This window comes from Lysinibacillus sp. IITD104, from assembly GCF_036698265.2.
Classification (GTDB): Bacteria; Bacillota; Bacilli; order Bacillales_A; family Planococcaceae; genus Lysinibacillus; species Lysinibacillus boronitolerans.
The window spans coordinates 3,296,708-3,317,382 of record NZ_JBAHYH020000001.1; the positions used below are offsets into that span (position 1 = coordinate 3,296,708).

A 20,675-nucleotide genomic window follows, 5' to 3' on the forward strand; every position below is an offset into this window, starting at 1 on the left:
TCCATTTATTTTATTCCTTTTTCCTCAACAACCTACCCGACAACAGCATCCCAATACCACCAATGGTAATAAATAGAACAGCTCTAATTAATAAATCAAGGGCAGATAAGTCAAAGAAAATGAGCTTAATAAATGCGATAACTAAAATAATAAAGCCTGTTGTGCGCAATGTTTTTAAATGATGTGTGGAACTAATCCATAGTGAAACACTGGATGTTAAGAATAATGTAATAGTTGTAAGGGCGATGCTCAGCTTCCAATCGAGGGCGTTGTTATATGTGAACTGATGGATTAGCCCCCATATGGAAATCATCGTGAGCACGATACCACCGCTTACAATGACGTCTACATATTTCCCTAGACGCTCCTCGTACAATCGATAAATAATTCCTTTTACAAGCACATCCGCGACAATCGCTACAATCACTGCTATATAAATTAATCTTGTAATACTGTTTAAGCTTTCCAACATTGACACTCTAGTGCTGATCATCAAGGAGACTAGTAGGAAAAATGCGCCAAGTACTGGCGTTAAAGCGCGTCCTTTGTAAGTTTCCTCTACAAATAGAGAGCCAGTAAATAAGGCAGCTAATGCGATACACATCATATATGGCATGCCATTTGTTGCTGCAAAATATACGGTATCTAGCTTGCCAATATAGGCTAAGAAATAGCCAGCTGTGACCACTACTAAAATATCGATTACATATAAATCCTTCATGACCTTTTCAAAAGGTGTGAGTGTCTCTTTTGGACGTCTTGCATATAAGTAAATAATGATGAAATAGATGACTGGCATAAATAAGCTTAAATGATCGATACTGAAAAATGGACTTGGTTCATGGAAAACAAAGTTTAGTGTAAATGTCATCACAAGGGAAAGTGAAGTAACAACCTTCATTATACTTGCACGTATTCGTAAGCTCATCATCACGCCTGTAAATGCAATCAAAGGATACAATAAATCATCCACTTTATTCGGAATATTCAATAGCAGTATCATATTACAGAAGGTGATAAACACGAGTGTCACAGCACTATCCACTACCTCCTGCCATTTTTGACGATAGCTATAAAACGCTAGAGCGCCCAATAAAACCATTAAGATAAGAAGTAGCATTTCCCCATTCTCAAGAGAACGGATAATCAGGTTCAGCAGTAATAAACTAAATGAGCCTAAAGAAAATTGGAGTCCGATGTGAAGTGGCTTCCATTTGGATTGAGCGTTATAGAGTAAACACCATATAGCATAAAAGATTGCTAGAATCACAAGTAAGCCAAGTGCAAAAACAACTTGCTGATCACTATTCATAAATGCTACAACACTCACTGCTAGCACTGAAAAGAATGTGGCAATATAAAGGGCTAGCTTTTGCTTGTGCTGGTAAATAACTAATTGCAATGCAGCAAACAATACGACCACAAATAATAAAATAATGACAGCACTAAAATCCATATATTCTAGTAAGTAAGGTAGTAATAATGATGTAAAGGCAACAAAAACAGTTAGTGCTTCATTTTTCTTTAAATAGCTAATGGCAATACCATAGCCAATATAAAGCAGCGTAATGCCTAGTGCTAGAATAAGACCAATGATTTCATATAATATGGCACTCGCTGCGGTTGTTAAAATACCGACAATAAATGCCCCACCATATAAAGAAATCGTTATAGCCGATGAGTCTACTTTCCTACGCTCTAGTCCATAGGCAATAACCGCCAATCCCACCGATAGTACATAGGCAAGGATGATTTTCACGCCATCCGATAAATAGCCATAGTCACTGACAAGTTTTAGACCCCAAAGTACGCCCATTACTAAAATAACCATGAATACTTTTGGAAGTGCCCACATAACACGTTCCTCCATCGATGGCTGTGGTTGCACTTCTCTTTCCGCTACTTTAGTCGGGATAGGCTTCGACTCCAGTACTGGTTTTGGTTTAATTGGTTCTGATTGCTTGATCATCGACTGTCTGGCATCAAGAGTATTCATTTTTTCAGTGCTTTGCGAACCTTTTAATACTGACAACTCCTGACGTAAATCTGCCATTTCCTCCTCGAGCTTCGCAATTCTGCGCTCCAATTCAAGGGACATTCAATCATCCTCCCCACTTTATCAATTTTCTAACATTATAACATATTTATCCTTATTGTAAAATTACACTTTTTGTTTATTTTATCTCGGTCTCCGATACATTAAGGCACGTTCACTATCACTGGTGCCCCGTGTGGTTGGATCAACAATGACCCCCATTAACACAAGAATGGATAAGACTGTATTTAATATAGATGACATTTGCTCACTCATCACACCTGTAAAATCATAGCCAAAAATTGCAGCCACTTGTTGTGCGAGTAAGAGCAACAATGAAAATAGCCCTAGTATAAATGGAATATGTTGAAGACGAACCTTCCAATTAATTCTCATAAAAGCTCACCTCCCTCCCTCTTGCCACAGTATATGCATAGTGGTTATGTGACACATATGCAAAAATGGAACTCTTGCCAAGTTACTAGGATTTTTTGATAATATTTTGCGATGCAAGCTATTTTCAAAAAATAGAAGGCATGGGGAGGTTTATCATGAGTAACATATTCATATATTTTGTAAGGTTGCCTCGATTTCGCCAAGAATAATGGAAAAGGAGTAAGTGAAACGTCCCTACCAATACCAGCTACCTTCCCATTTTTTATGGTGTCAAAAAATTTTCTACCGTTGATATTACTTTTTTTAACAACATGAAAAATGCCAAGTCCCTTTAAGACTTGGCATTTTAGTTAGAAGAGTAGATGACCAACCAATGCGGCAATTGGAAGAGAAATAAGCGTACGTAGGATAAATAAGACGACTAAATCCAAAAACTTCAATGGAATTTTTGTACCTAAAATAAGTCCACCTACCTCAGACATATAGATAAGCTGTGACACAGAAACAACGGCAATAACAAATCTAGTAACATCCGATTCAATCCCTGCACCTAAAATAGAAGGTAGAAACATATCGGCAAAGCCTACGACCATTGTTTGTGCTGCTTCAGCCGCTTCAGGTAAGCCAAGGACGGTTAAAATTGGCTCGAACGGTTTTCCTAAAATCGCAAAAATACTTGTAAATTCAGCAAGCATTAAGGCAATTGTCCCAAAAGCCATAACGATAGGGGCCACACCCACCCATAAATCAATTACATTTCTAGAGCCGTCTTTGAAAAATTGTCGAGGATCACGATTTGCATGCGCAACAGCAAGCGCATTTTCTAAGCCATGTGAGACAGAATTATAGCCCTCAGGTAATTTCTCACGTGAATAATCTACTGGTGTCCCATCTATATACGTATCCTCCTTTTTCGCAAGTGGATAGATTCGAGGCATAATAATGGCTAATACAATTCCACAAAGTACTACTGTCAAATAATAAGGAATAAAATAGCGTGCCAAATGGACAGTATCCAATACAACGATACAGAATGTGATGGACACTACTGAGAAACTTGTGGCAATAATCGCGGCTTCTTTTTTTGTGTAGTTCCCCATCTCATATTGTTTACTGGTCATTAACACACCTATTGTGCCATCACCAACCCATGACGTAAGAGCATCGATTGAAGAACGCCCTGGACTTTTAAATAGTGGCCGCATAATTTTCACCATCATTGTCCCGAAAAATTCAAGTAAGCCGAAGTTTGTTAAAAATGGTAAAAGGAAACCCGCAAACAAAAAAATGGTAAATAAAAACGTCACAAGTCCCTCATTTGGATCCATGAGGAGTCCACCAGTATTTTCATTATTGATGGCAGAAGGTCCAAAATTGAAGACCACCATTGAAGCAAAGGCTAAACCGATAAAACGCGTAATTGTCCAAAACCAATTCACATAAAACAATGTATCTAAAATACGTGGTTCTTTAGCATTTTTACGAGGTATAAATTTCGCTATAAGTGCACCAATTGCGGAGATTGAAAACATTATAATTGTAAAATAACTAATGACTGGAGCCACAATACCTGCTAAAACATTAGCTAATATGGCAATGGGTACTTTCCAGCCCTCTTCCGTTAAAATGGGGGTCATAAATAGAAAGATACCAATTAAAGACGGAATAATAAAGTAAAAATATGTAGCAACAGAATACTTTTTCATTTTTTTTATAAGACCTCATCTCTTTTAATCTCAATAATTTATGTATTTTGCATTCCAACAATTAAAATAGTGTTTATTTAAAGCATTTATTTATCAATCGCTGTACTACTATGTAGTTTTCATTCAATATCTCATCCCTCCCTCTGTTATAGAACGTTTTTAAAAACTTTGAAGTTTGAGCATTAAACAGAAAAACACTCAAATTATTCATGTTTTTATAACATAAACCTGTTATAAAACTATTGTAAACTCTACAATACATTTGGTTCAACCTCACAATATTCTGAATATTTATACATCCATAAATATATAAAAAGCCTAACTCCTAAATTAGAAATTAGACTCCTTGAATTAGCGGGTAATTCTATTATGCTTCAGCGATTATTTAGTTGTTTTACTGGACCTTTCGTGATTTCAGTCAGTTTTGAATTGATAGCAAAGATTTTTGCGTTGATAGTAGTGATTCCAAATTCAGCTAGCCTCTTTGAATGCATTTCTATATATTGGTCAGCTGTGCGTTTTGATTCGAATAGATAGATTCCGCCTGCTTCATTTGTTTCAGGGCTCTCTGTCCAAATTTTCCACAAAAGTCCTTCCTCTTCCTGAATACTTTTTGCTAAATCAGAAAACGCTCCTGCCATCTCATCACCAAATGGTCCATCCATTTTAAAATCTACCTGTAATACGTATGTCATTGCCCTTCTCCTCATTATTTAGTAGTAATATAACATTCACCGAGTATTTCCTTCATTTCATATTGATCTGAGGAAAGCTCTTTTTTCACATAAGATGTAACCTCTGACTTTTCCAGATCATACATGACTTCCATTTCTTTCGAAAATAGAAGCTTTTCTTTTTCAAGCAAGCTTAAAAGAGATGGCTGTTGTTTTGGTTGCAGCTCTTCAAAATTGAGAACCTGTTTTAGTCCTTCCACATAGTTTACAAATGGACGCCCACCAACAATTTTCAACCCTTTATTATCCTCATTCATCATAATAATAGTTGGAAATCCTCTTACGCCTAAATTTCTTGCAAGGTCAAAATCTTCATTTAATAACTGTTGCCCGTTTGTTTGTTCTGATTCGCTTACAATAGCCGCTCCATCAAGCCCCAATTTGTTTACAATGTCAATCATAACGGATTTATCAGCGATATTTTGATTAAATACAAATAGCGCTTCTCTTGCTCGACGCAAATATTCAAATGCTCTAGCATCATGATGATTTTTTTGAATTACTTTAAATACACGAGATGGTGGATAGGATGATTGCACTGGATTATTCATCATCACTGTTCCATCTATTGGCATACGATAATATTCTCCAACTTCTCTCCAGTGTCCTACAACATCCGCAGGTCCTGATATTCCATTTGCAGGGTCTACTGGACCATCACCCCATTTTTCTAGTAGCCCTCCCATAATCGTATGAAAGTTAAAATAGTGTCCATACTGCTCGATAAAACGTCGAAGAACGGGTTCGAGTGCCCAACAATGAGAACATATTGGATCAGTTACATAGTATACTTCAATGGATTTCTTTGGTTGATTAAAATCAATCATCCCCAATTCATCCTCGTCAGCTACTCCACATATACCTGTCTCTAAATCACAAAGCATTGGATGATTCTTCAATTGACTATCCCCTTTTCTTACTTTTTAAGAATAAGTATATAACTCTCTTATTTGCCTTACAGCTGTATTTTATTCATAATAAAATCATCAATAAACCAATAATCTATTTGAATTGTTGTTTATACAACACTTTTAAGAAATTGTTTAAAAAGGAGTGTAAGTATTGACCTCATCTAAGACAGATCTTCGTGTTATACGGACTCGTAAATTAATCATGGATGCTTTCATTGCACTTTCTAGTAAAAAAGAATTTAAGGATATAACGGTTAAGGATATTACGACAGAGGCCATGATTAATCGTGCGACTTTTTATTATCACTTTGAAGATATATATGATTTGTTAGAGAAGGTCCTATCAGAAGTATTATTAATTAATTTGAATGATGACTTTCTACAGCATAACGAACTAAATGAAGGAGCTTTCCTAATTCTCTTTAAAGCGATAACTAATTTTCAAAAGTCATTGTCTAATCGTTGTCATAGAGGCTATGAAGAGACAATTGCTCGTATTATTAGAGAGCAGCTTGAAATTATCTTTTATAAAATGTTAGTGAAACAAAATGCAGCGTCAGAGAACGAAGCGCTAAAAATGACTGCTGTAATATTAAGCTGGGGAATCTATGGCGCTTCTATAGAATGGAGAACTAGCAATCAGGAGATGCAGCCCGAGGAGTTTATCAAACCTGTTATTCCTCATTTATTGGCAGGTATTGATGGTCAACATAAAAATGAGTAAACACTTATGAAATCATTTAAGTGTTTACTCACTTTTGGTGGAAGAAATTTTGTTGTTATGGTCATCTTTTTATTTTTGGACAAGAGATACAATAATCATTTGCTTCATCAGAGGTATGATAATAGAAACAACATGTTTTTCTTAAGCGAACAGGTTGCTCCGATTCCTTAATTGTCACTTTAGGTCCACAATAGTCCGTCAAAGGATTTTTCCTTTCACCAAAAATGGAGCCTGGTGCTAGGTTTACAATATAGTGATAATCCTCTTGTATACGAGCCTTTTCTTGCACACTGGCCCCTTCCCCTAATTTCGTTTCATAGAGCCAATTCACATAAATAGCTGTGTTTTCCCATAAGATTGCTTTTGGAATTTTACTTATTTTCCCTAATGACTGCCAAACTTTCGCTAAATTATTCGCAAAGATTTCTCTAAGAATCTCATCACGCCATTTTTCACGGTCTTTAGTAGGTATCGATACTGTGCGATCGATTAGCCGAATAGTAGGAAGCCAAGGTTTTGTATATTCCGCTTCTACCCACAAATTTTCAATTCTGCAATGTAGTCCTTTATCGTATCTGGACATAGCATAGAATGCTGAAGCCATCGTTAAGACGCTATAGCGCTTCGCAAATAATGATGCCGTAACTAGGATAGAGGGCGATTGAAAGAAATGGGCAATTTTTTGTAAATAATCTAGAGCTTGAGCATTGTCCAATAAATCTTTGGCATATAAAGAGTAAGTAGCATCCACTGCTGGTTCTATCGTCAATCGATAGTCTCTTAGTAGCACTGATGATTCTTCTGCTGACAGTGTTAGACTCAACTGATTCCTACCTCCCTCAAATTCCATTGTTTGAACTGTTCGCCCCTTGCCTGGCGTACCAAATAGCGGGTCTTTAATGGTATAGTCCATGCGAAAAACAGCCTGGACCATATCTCAGCTGTCACCGCTTGTCTTGGGCATAACCTGTTTATAAGCACCGTCCCAATATGATAGGCATAGCGACAGGCTAAGTTTAAATCGTGTTTTTCAAATCCCCTAAAATAAGCAAGAAATAATCGATAACGATAATCATTATTAATTAAAAAGTATACTTTACGATTGTTTTATTGACAATATTTAATTTTAAAAAACATACTTTTATAAGAAATTATTTTTAAACTTATGGATGGTGTTGAAACGGAAGTCACCCCTTCGCCCTGCAAAATTGCTTTTTCTGTCGTTGATATCATCTTTTTTCAACAATTTGTCATGCTTCCATTTCACTCAAAGACGTAGGCAAGTTGATGATCGATTTTCTACTATTTTAGTTACCTGTTAGATTTACCTATGCACTAATAGGCAAATAAATAGACCCTATCAACGTATATCTCATATCTTAATAATGAACCACAACTTATCAAAACAGGAGGTAATAACATGTTTCAACGAAGACGCCATCCGGCAAAGGGTCCACACTGCTGTCCACCACAAATGATGCCAATGCAATATGATCCACCACAATTTTTACCACCAGAGCAATATGTACGCACAAATTATATCCATACAGTTGTTCCACACGTACAACCTGCACATGTCACTACAGTGAACAAACATATGATTGATCATCAGTACTATTTCCCATGCACAGAATCTGTCGTAAATGAATGCTGTGAAACACATACTATGTGCGGTATGCCACCTAACCCTTGCCATATGCCACACCATCATAAACATATGCGCTAATACTAAAATAACGATGGGGTTGTCATATGACCCCATCGTTCCTAATATATTCATAAAAAAACCGAGTACCTTTTATCAGGCACTCGGTATCTTTATGATTAATACATTTTTAAATATTGATCGCGTTCCCATTGATGTACTGTTGTACGATACATATCGAACTCGATTTCTTTTGCTTCTTTAAAGTTTGCATAAATATGCTCACCTAATGCTTCCTGTGCTACTTTATCTTTAGCAAGTAATGTTAATGCATCATCAAGTGCAGCAGGTAGGTTTTCAATACCATTTGCTTGACGCTCTTCTTCCGACATCACATAGATGTTGCGGTTAATAGCAGCAGGTGGTGTTAGGCCTTGACGAATACCTTCAAGACCTGCTTCTAAAATAACAGCCATCGCTAAATATGGGTTTGCAGAAGGGTCTACAGAGCGTACTTCAACACGAGTTGAAAGTCCACGTGCAGATGGTATACGAATTAATGGTGAACGGTTTTGTGCAGACCATGCAACATAACATGGTGCTTCGTAACCTGGTACTAGACGTTTATAAGAGTTAACTGTTGGGTTTGTTACAGCTGTGAAACCTTGTACGTGTGCAAGAACACCTGCCATGAATTGCATAGCTGTGTCAGAAAGACCTAATTCTGTAGATTCATCATAGAACGCATTTTCTTTGCCTTTAAATAGTGACACGTTAAAGTGCATACCAGAGCCTGCTTCACCAAATAGTGGTTTAGGCATAAATGTAGCGTGTAAGCCATGTTTACGAGCGATTGTTTTAACCACTAATTTGAATGTTTGGATGTTATCACACGCAGTAACAGCATCAGCATATTTAAAGTCGATTTCGTGTTGTCCTGGAGCTACCTCATGGTGTGATGCTTCAATTTCAAAGCCCATTTCTTCTAGCTCTAATACGATATCACGACGGCAGTTTTCACCAAGATCTGTTGGCGCTAAGTCGAAATAACCACCATGGTCATTTACTTCTAACGTTGGCTCTCCTTTTGCATCCAATTTGAATAAGAAGAATTCTGGCTCAGGCCCTAAATTGAAGCTTGAGAAGCCCATTTCTTCCATTTTTCTAAGAATACGTTTTAGGTTGTTACGTGGGTCACCAGCAAACGGTTCGCCTTTCGCAGTGTATACATCACAGATAAAACGTGCTACTTTCCCTTTTTCAGAAGTCCAAGGGAAAACTACGAAAGTATCAAGATCAGGATATAAATACATATCAGATTCTTCGATTCGAACGAAGCCTTCAATAGATGAGCCATCAAACATCATTTTATTTTCAAGTGCTTTGTCTAATTGACTTACAGGAATCTCAACATTTTTGATTGTGCCAAGAATATCTGTAAATTGTAAACGAATAAAGCTTACGTTTTTTTCTTCGATGAGACGTTTAATGTCCTCTTTTGTGTATTTACCCACAGTTTTCCACACTCCTATAATTTGTCTAGCTTTTATGTTTACCCTACCCTATTTATTAATAGAATCGAGATAAATCCCCACGTCGGATGGATGATTTTTGCATGCGCTGTGCTTGACGCATTTCTTCGCGCATAATTTGGCGTAATTCTGAATCACTTAAATCTTGTTCATCAGTTGTAGCAACAGGATTTTTCTTTTTAGCAAATATTTTTTTAATCTTCGCCATATTCATACCCTGTTCTAAGTAGTCTTTAACCTCAAGCAATGTATCGACATCATTTAGTGAAAACATACGTCGATTGCCTTCTGTTCGGTGCGGCTCAATTAAATGGTGTTCTTCATAATAACGAATTTGTCTTGCCGAAAGCTCTGTTAATTGCATCACAATACTCATCGATAATAACGGCATAGTTCGTCTAATTTCACGACTCATTTAAGTCCTCCTCCAATACCCGCTTATCATATAACGAAATTTTTTTACTGTCAACCAACCATGTAAGGTAACCTAACATGGTTGGTACTATTTTTTTCAATCCGAGTGAAAATTGTAAAAAACTATTCATATTTAGGCTTTATCTATTGTCTTATTATGATTTTTGAATAGCTTGAACCGCACTGCAAATAGCAAATTTAACGTGTTCATATGTTAGTCCGCCCTGAATAAAGGCTGTATAGGGTGGTCGTATTGGGCCATCCGCTGTCAGCTCAATGCTGGACCCTTGAATAAATGTTCCAGCCGCCATGATGACATCATCTTCATAGCCTGGCATATAGGCTGGTTCAGGAGCATAATGGGCATTTATCGGTGAGTTCGCTTGTATTTCACGACAAAAGGCTATCATTTGCTGTGCTGTTTGGAAAGATACTGATTGAATTAAATCTGTACGCTTCGCATGATAGCTCGGAGAAGTGCTCATACCGATTTCCTCTAACATTGCAGCTGTAAAAATTGCACCTTTTAATGCTTGCGATACTACATGTGGTGCCAGGAAAAACCCTTGATAAAAGTCACCTAGTGTATTTAATGTGGCTCCCGCTTCGGCACCAATACCTGGAGAAGTCATGCGATAGGCACATTTCTCCACTAGATCTGCTCGGCCAGCAATATAGCCCCCAATTTTAGCCAAGCCTCCGCCAGGATTTTTAATGAGCGAGCCTGCCATTAAATCAGCACCGACCTCTGTAGGTTCCTGTGCCTCTACGAACTCGCCATAGCAGTTATCTACAAAAATAACAGCTTCTGGAGCCAATTTACGTACCTTTGCACACATAGTAGCAATTTCTTCAATTGTAAAGGATGGACGTGTTGCATAGCCTTTCGAACGTTGAATCGCAATCATTTTGGTTTGTGCTGTAATGGCTGCTTCAACACCTGCCCAATCAATGGCCTGATTATCTAGCAAATCCACATGTTGATAACCGATTTTATAATCCTTCAGTGAACCTGTATCTTTATCACCACCATCGACAATGGATTGTAATGTATCATACGGCTGACCAGAAATATAAAGCAGCTCATCACCAGGACGCAAAACACCGAATAGACTAAGCGTGATTGCATGTGTGCCTGAAATAATTTGTGGTCGAACTATTGCTGCCTCTGCACCAAATACTTCTGCATAAACACGCTCTAGATTATCCCGTCCCTCATCATCATAGCCATAGCCGTTTGATGGATGTAAATGATAATCACTTACTTGATGCTTTCCGAACGCTGCTAGCACCTTCTGCTGATTATAAAACGCCATTTCTTCTACCTTGGCATGATAAGGCCGAACTTGCTCCTCAATTTTTGTCGCTAACGACAGCGTTTGTATTGATAAATTTGATGTAAACGTCATTCTTTCTTCTCCATTTCACAATGTCTCGCATTTCAATCAGTAACATTTATTGACTATCTAAATTGACTTCAATCACTCTAGAATTACCTAACCAACTACTGGTATATGAACGCTTTTGACGAATGTTTTCTTTATTTTAATCACATTTTATCAATTTGTATGTGCACCTGTAAAACTTGCCTATTGTTTCTAAGAGCATTTTACGCTAAGCTAATGTGCGGACTTATTTCGAGAAGCGTATTTAATGACCGATTTTGGCTATTAAATTCATAGATTCTGTTACGTAAAATAGTCTTTTAACTTTAAAAAAGTTTATTTATTGATAGAAGGGGTGAAAGGGATGGCTTGGGAGGTTTTTAGTATCATAGGAACAATTGCCTTTGCTATTTCTGGGGCAATTATTGCCATGGAAGAAGAATACGATTTATTTGGTGTATATATACTTGGTATTGTCACTGCTTTTGGTGGAGGAGCCATTCGAAATTTACTCATCGGGCTACCTGTCACAACCCTATGGGGACAGGATATGATGTTTCAAATTGCGCTGGCTGCGATTACGATATTTTTTATTTTTCCGCATCATCTGATTCAACATTGGCATCGTTGGGGTAACTTCACAGATGCGATTGGCTTATCAGCGTTCGCTATTCAAGGCGCACTTTATGCTGTCAAGCTGGATATGCCTGTTAGTGCTGTGGTTGTAGCTGCTGTGTTAACAGGTTCAGGTGGTGGCATTGTACGTGATTTATTAGCTAGAAGAAAACCATTAGTTCTCCGTGATGAAGTTTATGGTGTTTGGGCAGCTCTTGCTGGACTACTAATCGGCTTCGAGGTTTTTACAGGGGACATTTTCCTTTATATTTTATTCGCGGTAATTACTGCGTTACGTATTCTTTCCTATACGATGAAGTGGCGCTTGCCATTACGTAAGTTAAATCGTGCATAAATACTATTCAGCCAATGACCAAAAATTAAGTCATTGGCTGTTTTATTTTTTGGCTAATAATAATCTTTTATGAGTTTCATTCCTTATATGATTGAAGAAGACATTAACTTAGCTTATCTTTTTAACAACTGCATTGCTTCTTCTAATGTCACCATGTTTTTCATCATTGAACAAGCTGCATCTAAAATAGGAAAGGCTAAGGCTGCTCCAGAACCTTCGCCTAAACGCATATTCATGTGCAACATCGGTTCAATACCTAGTAATGCAGCGGCAATTTTTGCCCCTGGCTCCTCTGAAGCATGGGAAGGAATAATATAATCGATTACTTTTGGTTCGAGCTTATAAGCAATGAGGGCAGCTATAGTCGAAATAAATCCATCAATAACCACTGGTTTACGATGAACTGCAGCCCCAAGAATAATACCTGTCATCGCCCCTATCTCTAATCCTCCTACCTTAGCCAGAACATCAATAGCATCTTTTGGATTAGGCTTATTTAAGGTAATTGCTTTTTCAATAATCGCCGCTTTATAGGCAATGCCTCCTTGGCCAACTCCTGCCCCAAACCCTGTTACTTCTATAGGGTCACATCCAGTCAGAACAGCTAATATCGCAGCACTTGGTGTTGTATTGCCAATACCCATTTCCCCTGTACCTAGTACATCAGCACCTTGTATGATTTCCTCAGTGGCCACACGGATTCCTACTTCTATCGATTGAATGGCTTCTTGTTTGGACATAGCTGGACCTTGTGCCATGTTATCTGTACCGTATTTGATTTTATGAATAATGACACCAGCATCAAGTGGAATATCTGCTTTTACCCCAACATCTACTGTGACCACCTTTGCATTGGTAATGCCCGCAATCGCACAAACGCCTGTCCCCCCCTTAGGAAAATTTAATGTTTGAAAGACTGTAACATCTTGCGGATTCGTGGTTACACCTTCCTCACATACACCATGATCTGCAGCACAAACAATCATCACCTTTTTGTCAACCGTCGGATATAATTGTCCTGTTACACCAGAGAGCTGTACGGCAAGTGATTCTAGTTTACCCAAGCTACCTGGGGGCTTACAAAGCGCATCAATCCGCTTTCTAGCTTGCTCCATACCTTTCATATCAACCCCTTGAATGTTTTCAATCGTGTCTTGTAATAATGGCATAATTATTTCTCCTCTCGTTCTCATTAAGACAAAATAAAAAGTCTGTAGTTTATTGTCATAACAAATAAACTACAGACTTTTCCATCATCTATATCTTCTAAAGCAAATAGGCAGGTCTCCTGGCTCAAGTTCAACATCTCATAGTACCTTCCCAGCAATTCGCTAGTGGCATACACTATGAAACTTCCTTATACAGTGGCGGGTCCGCTAAAGCTTTTCACTTTATTCCCTATTCTCCCTAGTGGGCACCTATTGCTTTTATGTAATTATGTTAAATCTACTTTACAACTTTTTTAGTGTCAATAGATAAAAATTTTTTGAGTGTTAACTTAGTACCACCACCTATTCTAACAATATAGGCTTATCAAGAACCTGTCACAACAAATGAATCCCTCTCGTTCACCTGATTCCTATCAACTTCAAATATTTTATCTGCTTCATTTATTAAAACAGGGTGATGAGTAACCAATATAACAGTCTTTTGTTTTTCTTTATTTAAATATAAAAGTAATGATTCTATATTTATTTGGTTGTCTTTATCAAGCGCAGAAGTAATCTCGTCAAACAAATAGATATCCGCATCTCTTAGAAGCGATCTTGCTATTGAAAGTCTTTGCTGTTGCCCAGTAGATAATTCAAGCCCATTATGCCCTATAAGCGTTTCAAATTTATAGTCTAACGTTTCTATATATGAATAAATGTTAACCATTTTACAAATTTGAATTAATTCTTCGTCTGTTGCATCCGGCTTTGCTAATAACAAATTTTCCCTTATTGTCCCTGTCATTATAAAATGCTCTTGCGTTACCAAACATACCCTTTTTCTATAAACATCAATAGGAATATATCTAATATTCTGATTGGATAGAAATATTTCACCCTGATAATTAATGTATAAACCTGATAATATATTCAATAATGTCGATTTACCTGATCCGCTTTCTCCCTTAATCAATACAATTTTCTTCAAAGGTATTTGGAAATTTATATTTTCTAAAACAGGAGAAAATGCATTAGTATAGGTAAAGCTTACATTCCGTAATACTATTTTATCTTTATTAAAATGATGCGATGAATTTACATAGTCTGGTACTTCTAATTTCCTTAGCTGATATTTATTGTCTTCCATTAAGTTTTTCACTCTATTTACAGACACAATTGCTTCTTGTAAAAATGAATTTAGTTGGGAAAATCTTAAAAATGACTGACTAAAGTTATTGGCATAGGTTGTGAATGCTATTAATACTCCTAACGTGAGGCTTCCTTTATAAATAAAGTAGGCACCTATAATAAGGATAATCAAATAACTTGTAAAGTTTATTAATTCTATTATTGATCCTGATTTTATGCTTAAACGCATTTTATCAAGAGTATTTTTGTATAATAAGGTAATTTTCTTTTGATAGTTATCTATGGCGTTTATCTCATTATTAAATATCTTAAATAATTTAAATGATGACAGTAATTCTCCCAGATAGGTTAAATAAGAATCTAAATCTTTTTTGATGGCAGTATCCATCATCCTTATTTTTTTTCCATAATATTTAAAAATGATAAGTGCTAAAGGACAAGCTATGAATAAAATACTAGCTAAAATAAAATTTAGATTGATCAATATTATTAACACAATTATTATACTGATAAAGTCTACAACAATATTTAAAAACTCTGATACTACTTCAGAAAATGCCTTTGTATCATTTTCTATTTTATTCATCAGTTCACCTTTTGCTTTTAATTGATACTCATCCATGTCCATAGCCATAATTCTTTTTATTATCTTTAATTTAATATCCATTTGTAGATAGCAGGCAAATTTCGTTAAATAATATTTTTGGATTACTTTAAAAAATAAATTAAACAGAAACAAAAAAGCCATAAACACTATAATGAGGAATGCTGAATTGAGATCTTTTACTGTTATAGAATCAATAAATTTACCAAATAAAAGGGGGTGTACTATACTTAAAATCATTGAAATACCCATCAAAATATTTACTTGAAATAATTTTGCTTTGTATGGCTTTGTATACTTAAATACCTCACCTAATATTTTCATGAAATAATACTCTATCTCCCTGATTTAGTTAAGGTTTTCTTATAACCTTTTGATATACAGATAAGCATTTTTCGGCTCTTCCTGTAATATATGTAGAAACTTTTCCATATACGGATCTTTTTCATTACTAATGAGCAAGTTTTCTACTGACTTCTTTTTCGCCTCACTAAAGAGCATGCTTTTGTTGGTGTATATAACCTTTTGCTCGATCGTTCTTTTTAAAACCTCATAGCAATTAGTTTGTTCCTTGGTTTCCCACTGTTCGCCCATTAATGTATTTATCATGTCTTCCGTAATATTATAGCCATAGTTAAATTCAAAAAATTTATTAGAATACGGGCGTATTTCAATGATGTCGCCAGAGCTACTAATAATATTTTCTAAACTATTGTTATCTGGAAGGCTAAAAACTCTCGTTATTTTCAGCGTGTGATACGGAATGTTGTGGACACCGAAGCTCTCCATTATTTGAGTAATGTCTTTATAAACATTCGCATAATTCTCCACTTTTTCTATACTCACACCTTTATATTGGACAGTTAGCCCGTTATATTGATAATTTTGATAAGGTTTATTTAACAGCTCCTCTTCTTTATATCCATTATAAAAATGTAAGCTTAATAGAACGAAAAGCATCATACTGGTCATAATTCCAGCAACCCTCTTTTCCGTTTTATTTTTGGCCCTCCTGCTGAATAAAATCGCGCACGATATAGAACACAAACAAATGGATAAAACACCTATAACATTTAAATAATGAATGAAATCTGGATACATAAAGTTAAGAGTAGGAGCTATATATTGAATCGATTCTAGTCTATAACCATGCATTAACATTAGTAAAAAATAAATGATGACAATTAAAATTATAGACACGGCTTGATTTTTAAAAATTGTTGCCATTAAAAATGGAATGGATATAGTAAATAGCTGAAAAACAAAAACGATAAGTAGAATTTTATATATTGGTGTCTCTACATATACAAACTTTACAAAACCAACTAATAACATAATGGCAGGGGTGGTCAGAATAAAGCTGAAAACCCATTGCCATAATAAAAGCTTTCCATTTGATATTGGGGAAATCATTAAAATTTTCTCTACATGATATCTTTGATGCAAAGTTATAATTTGAATCGTTAATACACTTGAGAAAATCCCATATAAAGGAATCAATGCTTGCGCATCACTGACTGTAAAGAAGTACTGAGAGATACATAATAGAATGACGATAGCATAATAAGTCAACAAATAATCACTTCGTAAGACCACTTTCGACCAAAATAAAAAGATATCTCTCATTTGTCATTCACCCTTCTTTTAAATAGCAACACATTTCCAAACATAAATAGTATGCCAATACTTAGAAAAATACCTCTCTTTACATTAAATAGCAGATCAGTCATTTGATGTTGTATATAATCAGGATTAAACCATATAGAAAAATAAGGAGAATTTAAATAAATACTGAATACCAAATATACTATTAGTAAAATGTGTAGATATACAGTACGTTTCAAATAAAAGGAAATGAAAAAGCTAAAGGTAATGCTGTAGAAAATAGAAAGGAAGACTTGAAACAATGTAATTAATAAAATGCTAATAGGAATTTTATTTGCATAAAAAATAAAAAAAATTACATAGAAGAAAAATAGATAAACTGAAACAAAAAGAAGAACTGCTACGATTTTTCCAACTATATACATCGCTCTATTTGTCAATTTTAGTAGGATGACTGCTCTTTCAAATGATTGAAGATACCCTTTCCAAACATATGAAACCATACTCGGAATTAAAATAAGTAAAAATACCATTTGTAACTGAAGTGTTCCATACCATTTCTCAATAATCGTTTCCTGAGTGTCTAAGTTATTCATTATAATTGGAAGAACCAACATTATAAGTATAAGAAAGACGGAAATAGCTCTACTCTTTATGAGTCTTTTTAATTCAAAGTTTATTAAAAAAGGTAATTCTCTCATACGGTTAACTCTTTTCTATTTATATAAATATATGCATCCTCTAAAGTAGGCTCTGTCGATATACTTCCTTGTAACGGATTATCTGCAATGTAACGAATCTCAATACTGCTGCCTTTATCTTGTAAAGATACAAATAAATCCACATGAGGTATTTCATCATCTAAAATATTATAAAGCCATACCTTCCCTCGAACTTTATTAATAAGGTCTATTGTACTACCGAAGTAATTCACTTTTCCTTTTTGTAGCACCATCAAATTTTTACATGTAGAAGCAATATCCTGTACAATATGTGTTGAAAGCAGAATGATTTTATCGCGACTAATCCGAGTAATTAAATTTCGAAAGGAAATGCGCTCATGAGGATCTAAACCTACTGTTGGTTCATCAATAAGTATTATTTTGGGATTACCAATTAAAGCTTGAGCAATGCCAAATCTTTGTTTCATACCACCCGAAAGTTCTTGAATATATTTTTTTTGTTCGCTTAATAGCCCCACCTCTTGAAGTCTTAAGTGTATTTCCTGTTTTCGGCTTTCGCTATTATTCATTCCTTTTAATTTACATAAATAATCAAATGACTCTTCTAAAGTAACCTTTGGAAAAAAATCAAACTTCTGGGGAAGATAACCCAAAATTTCACAAACCTTAAGTGGTTCTTTTTTTACGTTTAGCCCTGCAACTTCAATTTCTCCGTCATCAAATGGAAGTAATGTAGAGATTATTTCCATCAATGTTGTTTTTCCTGCTCCGTTTTCCCCTAATAAACCAAATACACCATTATGAATTTCTAAGGAGACATTATCTAGTACCTTTATATTTTTATAAATTTTTGTTAAATTTTTAATTTTGATTTCCATTTTTAACAAACTCTCTTGTATTTTTCTTTTCTAATAATAATTCTCTTTGTTCATCTGATAAACGTAAATATAAATGCAAGGTAGCTTCTAATTGCTTTTGTGTTAAAATGCAATAATGTAAAGGGGGTGTCGTTACTTTACCTGTTGATTCTAAATTTTCATGGTGACACCCACCCCCACATAAATTTTTTGCCCAGCATTTGTTACAATTTAATCTATTTGAAACATGTGCTTCTTCTAAAAATTTTGACCTAGCAATTGAATAGGTTCCTTCAAAAATATTTCCTTGTTTATACTCTTTATTATTGACAAAACGATGACAAGGATATAAATCACCATTAATATCAACTGCTAAAAAATTAACCTCTGCACCACAAAAATATGTTGATTCGTGTCCAATATGAATACGTTCTAAATTCTTCATTATATTATTGAGTTTGACTGCTTTAGAATATTCTTTTCTATTAACTAAATACTCGAAATAATAAATTAATTCATTATAACTTTTAGACAATTCAATGAATTGATCTTCTGTAAACATCTGCATAGCTGGGGCAGCATATATACTTCTAAAATTCAAATCGAATAAATGCTCATATATATTTACCAAATCAACATTATTCGGAGTAATGGTTGCCCTTACTCCCAATTGTCTTTGCTCCCTTAATTCTTTTGTTCTATTTAAAATAACATCATAACTTCCCTTTTTATTTCCATAAAAGCGATTTATGTCATGCTCGCTTTTAGTCCCATCAACACTTACTTGAACAGCGATGTTATTGTCTAAAATAAATTTTGTGATTTCTTTATTTATTAGCGTTCCATTACATGTCATACTAAAGCCTATTTTTTTATTATGTAATTTTACTTTGTGATTTGCATATTCTACTACTTGCTTAATTACTGGAAAATTTAATAAAGGTTCACCCCCAAAAAATACAATGGATAGATCATCACGATCACCTGACTGTTCTAGCAAATAGTCAATTGCTGATTTTGCTGTCATTATAGACATTCTGCCTTTTTCGTTATATTCTCCGTCACCAGCGTAACAATATTTACATCGTAAATTACATTCTTGCACCATCATTAATGTGAGTGCACTTATGTTTTTAACATTTTCTTCGTTAACAGCATTACTTTCAGTAGTATCATTGATAATCCTATTTTCTATTAGTGATTGAATAATATTATTAAATTCATTTTCAGCTATTTTTTCTTTTAATTGATTAAAAACTTCCACTATGCTTTTGTTGTCACTTGATAAAATAGAATAAACAATATCATCTATTTCAAATAAACCATTAGTATTCGGTACATAAATATATTTTTTATGATTAACTTCTAACTCTTTAAAACTTGATACTTTAATTTTTTTCTCCATAGATTCAATCATAAATACCCTCCATTTCTTTGATACAATGTAGAGTAAATAATTTTACTCTACATTGCAAAATAAAAAATTAAGCACTTGTTTTAACCGTCTGTATCTTTTCTAAAACAAGTTTCCCAGCCTCCAGCACATCCCCAATCCATAGCATCACACTTATTGCAATAATCTTTTGCATCACAAAAAACACACCATTTAGATCTAGAACTAGCACTATTAAAACCATGATTAATTCTCTTGAGCATTTTTTCACCTCCTCAAACCGCTTATAACTACAACAAAACAATTAATTATTAGGTACTAATATGTAAATATTAATTTGTTTTGTAGTTCAAATTTAACAAAATTTCTCAAATGAGGTATCCGTATTTTCCGCAATCATAGTGAAATTTTAATTATTATTTTGAAAAATTGTCACTTTTTACATTTGATTAAACGGTATTTTTTATCCAGAATATAGAATAAAATGGAATTTGTTGATACGATATCTTCTGAAAATAAATAGGGGGGAGTATTACATATGATAAAGTTAACACCTAAAGAATATGAGATTTTAGAACGTATTGCTGAGGACAAAACCAATAATGAGATTAGTTTAGAATTAGGTATGAGTAGGAGAACAGTGGAATATCATATATCTTCTATTATTCGCAAATTAAATGCTGAAACTCGTTTAGGTGCTGTTGTAACAGCTATTAAACTAGGCTTACTAAGTATCAAATAAATTTTCAACTCATGAAAGATTTAATTTTGGAGAAATCCC

The 20,675-nt window shown here is 34.8% G+C and carries 19 protein-coding genes, 1 pseudogene and 1 riboswitch; of the genes and pseudogenes, 4 read left to right on the top strand and 16 right to left on the bottom strand.

The window, feature by feature from the left end; all coding sequences use genetic code 11:
- Positions 1–10 precede the first annotated feature (10 nt).
- From V1L66_RS16895 to V1L66_RS16915, 5 genes are all read right to left on the bottom strand, one after another.
- The gene (locus tag V1L66_RS16895) at positions 11–2,098 is read right to left on the bottom strand and encodes a DUF2339 domain-containing protein (protein WP_333006159.1); all 2,088 of its coding nucleotides are present in this window, start codon (positions 2,096–2,098) and stop codon (positions 11–13) included.
- A gap of 81 nt (positions 2,099–2,179) precedes the next feature.
- Positions 2,180–2,431 carry a phage holin gene (locus V1L66_RS16900; RefSeq protein ID WP_333006160.1) on the bottom strand — a complete coding sequence of 84 codons (252 nt, stop codon included), beginning with the start codon at positions 2,429–2,431 and terminating at the stop codon, positions 2,180–2,182.
- Positions 2,432–2,781: 350 nt separating this feature from the next.
- Positions 2,782–4,137, bottom strand: coding sequence for a YjiH family protein (locus V1L66_RS16905; protein ID WP_312124608.1), 1,356 nt, complete (start codon positions 4,135–4,137; stop codon positions 2,782–2,784).
- 374 nt (positions 4,138–4,511) lie between these two features.
- Positions 4,512–4,832, bottom strand: a complete 321-nt coding sequence (locus V1L66_RS16910) for a monooxygenase (RefSeq protein ID WP_312124606.1) — start codon at positions 4,830–4,832, stop codon at positions 4,512–4,514.
- 14 nt (positions 4,833–4,846) lie between these two features.
- Complete coding sequence (locus tag V1L66_RS16915; protein ID WP_312124605.1) at positions 4,847–5,770, bottom strand: DsbA family protein; 924 nt, start codon at positions 5,768–5,770, stop codon at positions 4,847–4,849.
- A 163-nt stretch (positions 5,771–5,933) separates the two neighbouring features.
- On the opposite strand from V1L66_RS16915, the gene V1L66_RS16920 reads away from it, so the two are divergent.
- On the top strand, positions 5,934–6,506 hold the full coding sequence (locus V1L66_RS16920) for a TetR/AcrR family transcriptional regulator (protein ID WP_333006161.1): 573 nt from the start codon (positions 5,934–5,936) through the stop codon (positions 6,504–6,506).
- Between the two features lie 61 nt (positions 6,507–6,567).
- Here V1L66_RS16920 and V1L66_RS16925 read toward each other — a convergent pair whose 3' ends face one another.
- Complete coding sequence (locus tag V1L66_RS16925) at positions 6,568–7,419, bottom strand: IucA/IucC family C-terminal-domain containing protein (RefSeq protein ID WP_333006162.1); 852 nt, start codon at positions 7,417–7,419, stop codon at positions 6,568–6,570.
- A 507-nt stretch (positions 7,420–7,926) separates the two neighbouring features.
- On the opposite strand from V1L66_RS16925, the gene V1L66_RS16930 reads away from it, so the two are divergent.
- Entirely contained in the window at positions 7,927–8,232 is a 306-nt protein-coding gene (locus tag V1L66_RS16930; protein WP_016991980.1) for a CotD family spore coat protein, read from the top strand.
- A gap of 98 nt (positions 8,233–8,330) precedes the next feature.
- Here V1L66_RS16930 and glnA read toward each other — a convergent pair whose 3' ends face one another.
- The 3 genes from glnA to V1L66_RS16945 form a co-directional block, all read right to left on the bottom strand.
- The gene (glnA, locus tag V1L66_RS16935; protein ID WP_036080236.1) at positions 8,331–9,665 is read right to left on the bottom strand and encodes a type I glutamate--ammonia ligase; all 1,335 of its coding nucleotides are present in this window, start codon (positions 9,663–9,665) and stop codon (positions 8,331–8,333) included.
- A gap of 55 nt (positions 9,666–9,720) precedes the next feature.
- A complete protein-coding gene (locus V1L66_RS16940) occupies positions 9,721–10,098 on the bottom strand; it encodes a MerR family transcriptional regulator (RefSeq protein ID WP_004225812.1) in 378 nt (125 codons plus the stop codon).
- Between the two features lie 154 nt (positions 10,099–10,252).
- Positions 10,253–11,506: a methionine gamma-lyase family protein gene (locus V1L66_RS16945; protein ID WP_333006163.1), complete on the bottom strand. Its 1,254-nt coding sequence runs from the start codon at positions 11,504–11,506 to the stop codon at positions 10,253–10,255.
- 340 nt (positions 11,507–11,846) lie between these two features.
- Between V1L66_RS16945 and V1L66_RS16950 the strand changes: the two genes are divergently transcribed.
- Positions 11,847–12,452, top strand: coding sequence for a trimeric intracellular cation channel family protein (locus V1L66_RS16950; protein ID WP_016991976.1), 606 nt, complete (start codon positions 11,847–11,849; stop codon positions 12,450–12,452).
- A gap of 113 nt (positions 12,453–12,565) precedes the next feature.
- Here V1L66_RS16950 and cobT read toward each other — a convergent pair whose 3' ends face one another.
- The 7 genes from cobT to papA all read right to left on the bottom strand — a co-directional run bounded on the left by cobT (position 12,566) and on the right by papA (position 20,157).
- Positions 12,566–13,621, bottom strand: coding sequence for a nicotinate-nucleotide--dimethylbenzimidazole phosphoribosyltransferase (gene cobT / locus V1L66_RS16955; RefSeq protein WP_333006164.1), 1,056 nt, complete (start codon positions 13,619–13,621; stop codon positions 12,566–12,568).
- A gap of 91 nt (positions 13,622–13,712) precedes the next feature.
- Positions 13,713–13,889: riboswitch (cobalamin riboswitch) on the bottom strand.
- 96 nt (positions 13,890–13,985) lie between these two features.
- On the bottom strand, positions 13,986–15,680 hold the full coding sequence (locus V1L66_RS16960) for an ABC transporter ATP-binding protein (protein WP_333006165.1): 1,695 nt from the start codon (positions 15,678–15,680) through the stop codon (positions 13,986–13,988).
- Positions 15,681–15,719: 39 nt separating this feature from the next.
- A complete protein-coding gene (locus V1L66_RS16965; RefSeq protein ID WP_333006166.1) occupies positions 15,720–16,982 on the bottom strand; it encodes a hypothetical protein in 1,263 nt (420 codons plus the stop codon).
- Positions 16,979–17,662, bottom strand: coding sequence for a hypothetical protein (locus V1L66_RS16970; protein WP_333006167.1), 684 nt, complete (start codon positions 17,660–17,662; stop codon positions 16,979–16,981). Before V1L66_RS16970 ends, V1L66_RS16965 begins: the two co-directional genes overlap by 4 nt.
- Entirely contained in the window at positions 17,659–18,522 is an 864-nt protein-coding gene (locus V1L66_RS16975) for an ATP-binding cassette domain-containing protein (protein ID WP_333006168.1), read from the bottom strand. The genes V1L66_RS16970 and V1L66_RS16975 overlap by 4 nt, the downstream gene beginning before the upstream one ends.
- A complete protein-coding gene (locus V1L66_RS16980) occupies positions 18,506–19,918 on the bottom strand; it encodes a radical SAM/SPASM domain-containing protein (protein ID WP_333006169.1) in 1,413 nt (470 codons plus the stop codon). Before V1L66_RS16980 ends, V1L66_RS16975 begins: the two co-directional genes overlap by 17 nt.
- A gap of 80 nt (positions 19,919–19,998) precedes the next feature.
- Positions 19,999–20,157 (bottom strand): freyrasin family ranthipeptide, encoded by a 159-nt coding sequence (gene papA / locus V1L66_RS16985; protein WP_156113266.1) that lies wholly within the window; start codon positions 20,155–20,157, stop codon positions 19,999–20,001.
- Positions 20,158–20,441: 284 nt separating this feature from the next.
- Between papA and V1L66_RS16990 the strand changes: the two are divergent.
- Positions 20,442–20,636, top strand: a pseudogene (locus V1L66_RS16990) (response regulator transcription factor); the annotation flags it as partial.
- Positions 20,637–20,675 lie beyond the last annotated feature (39 nt).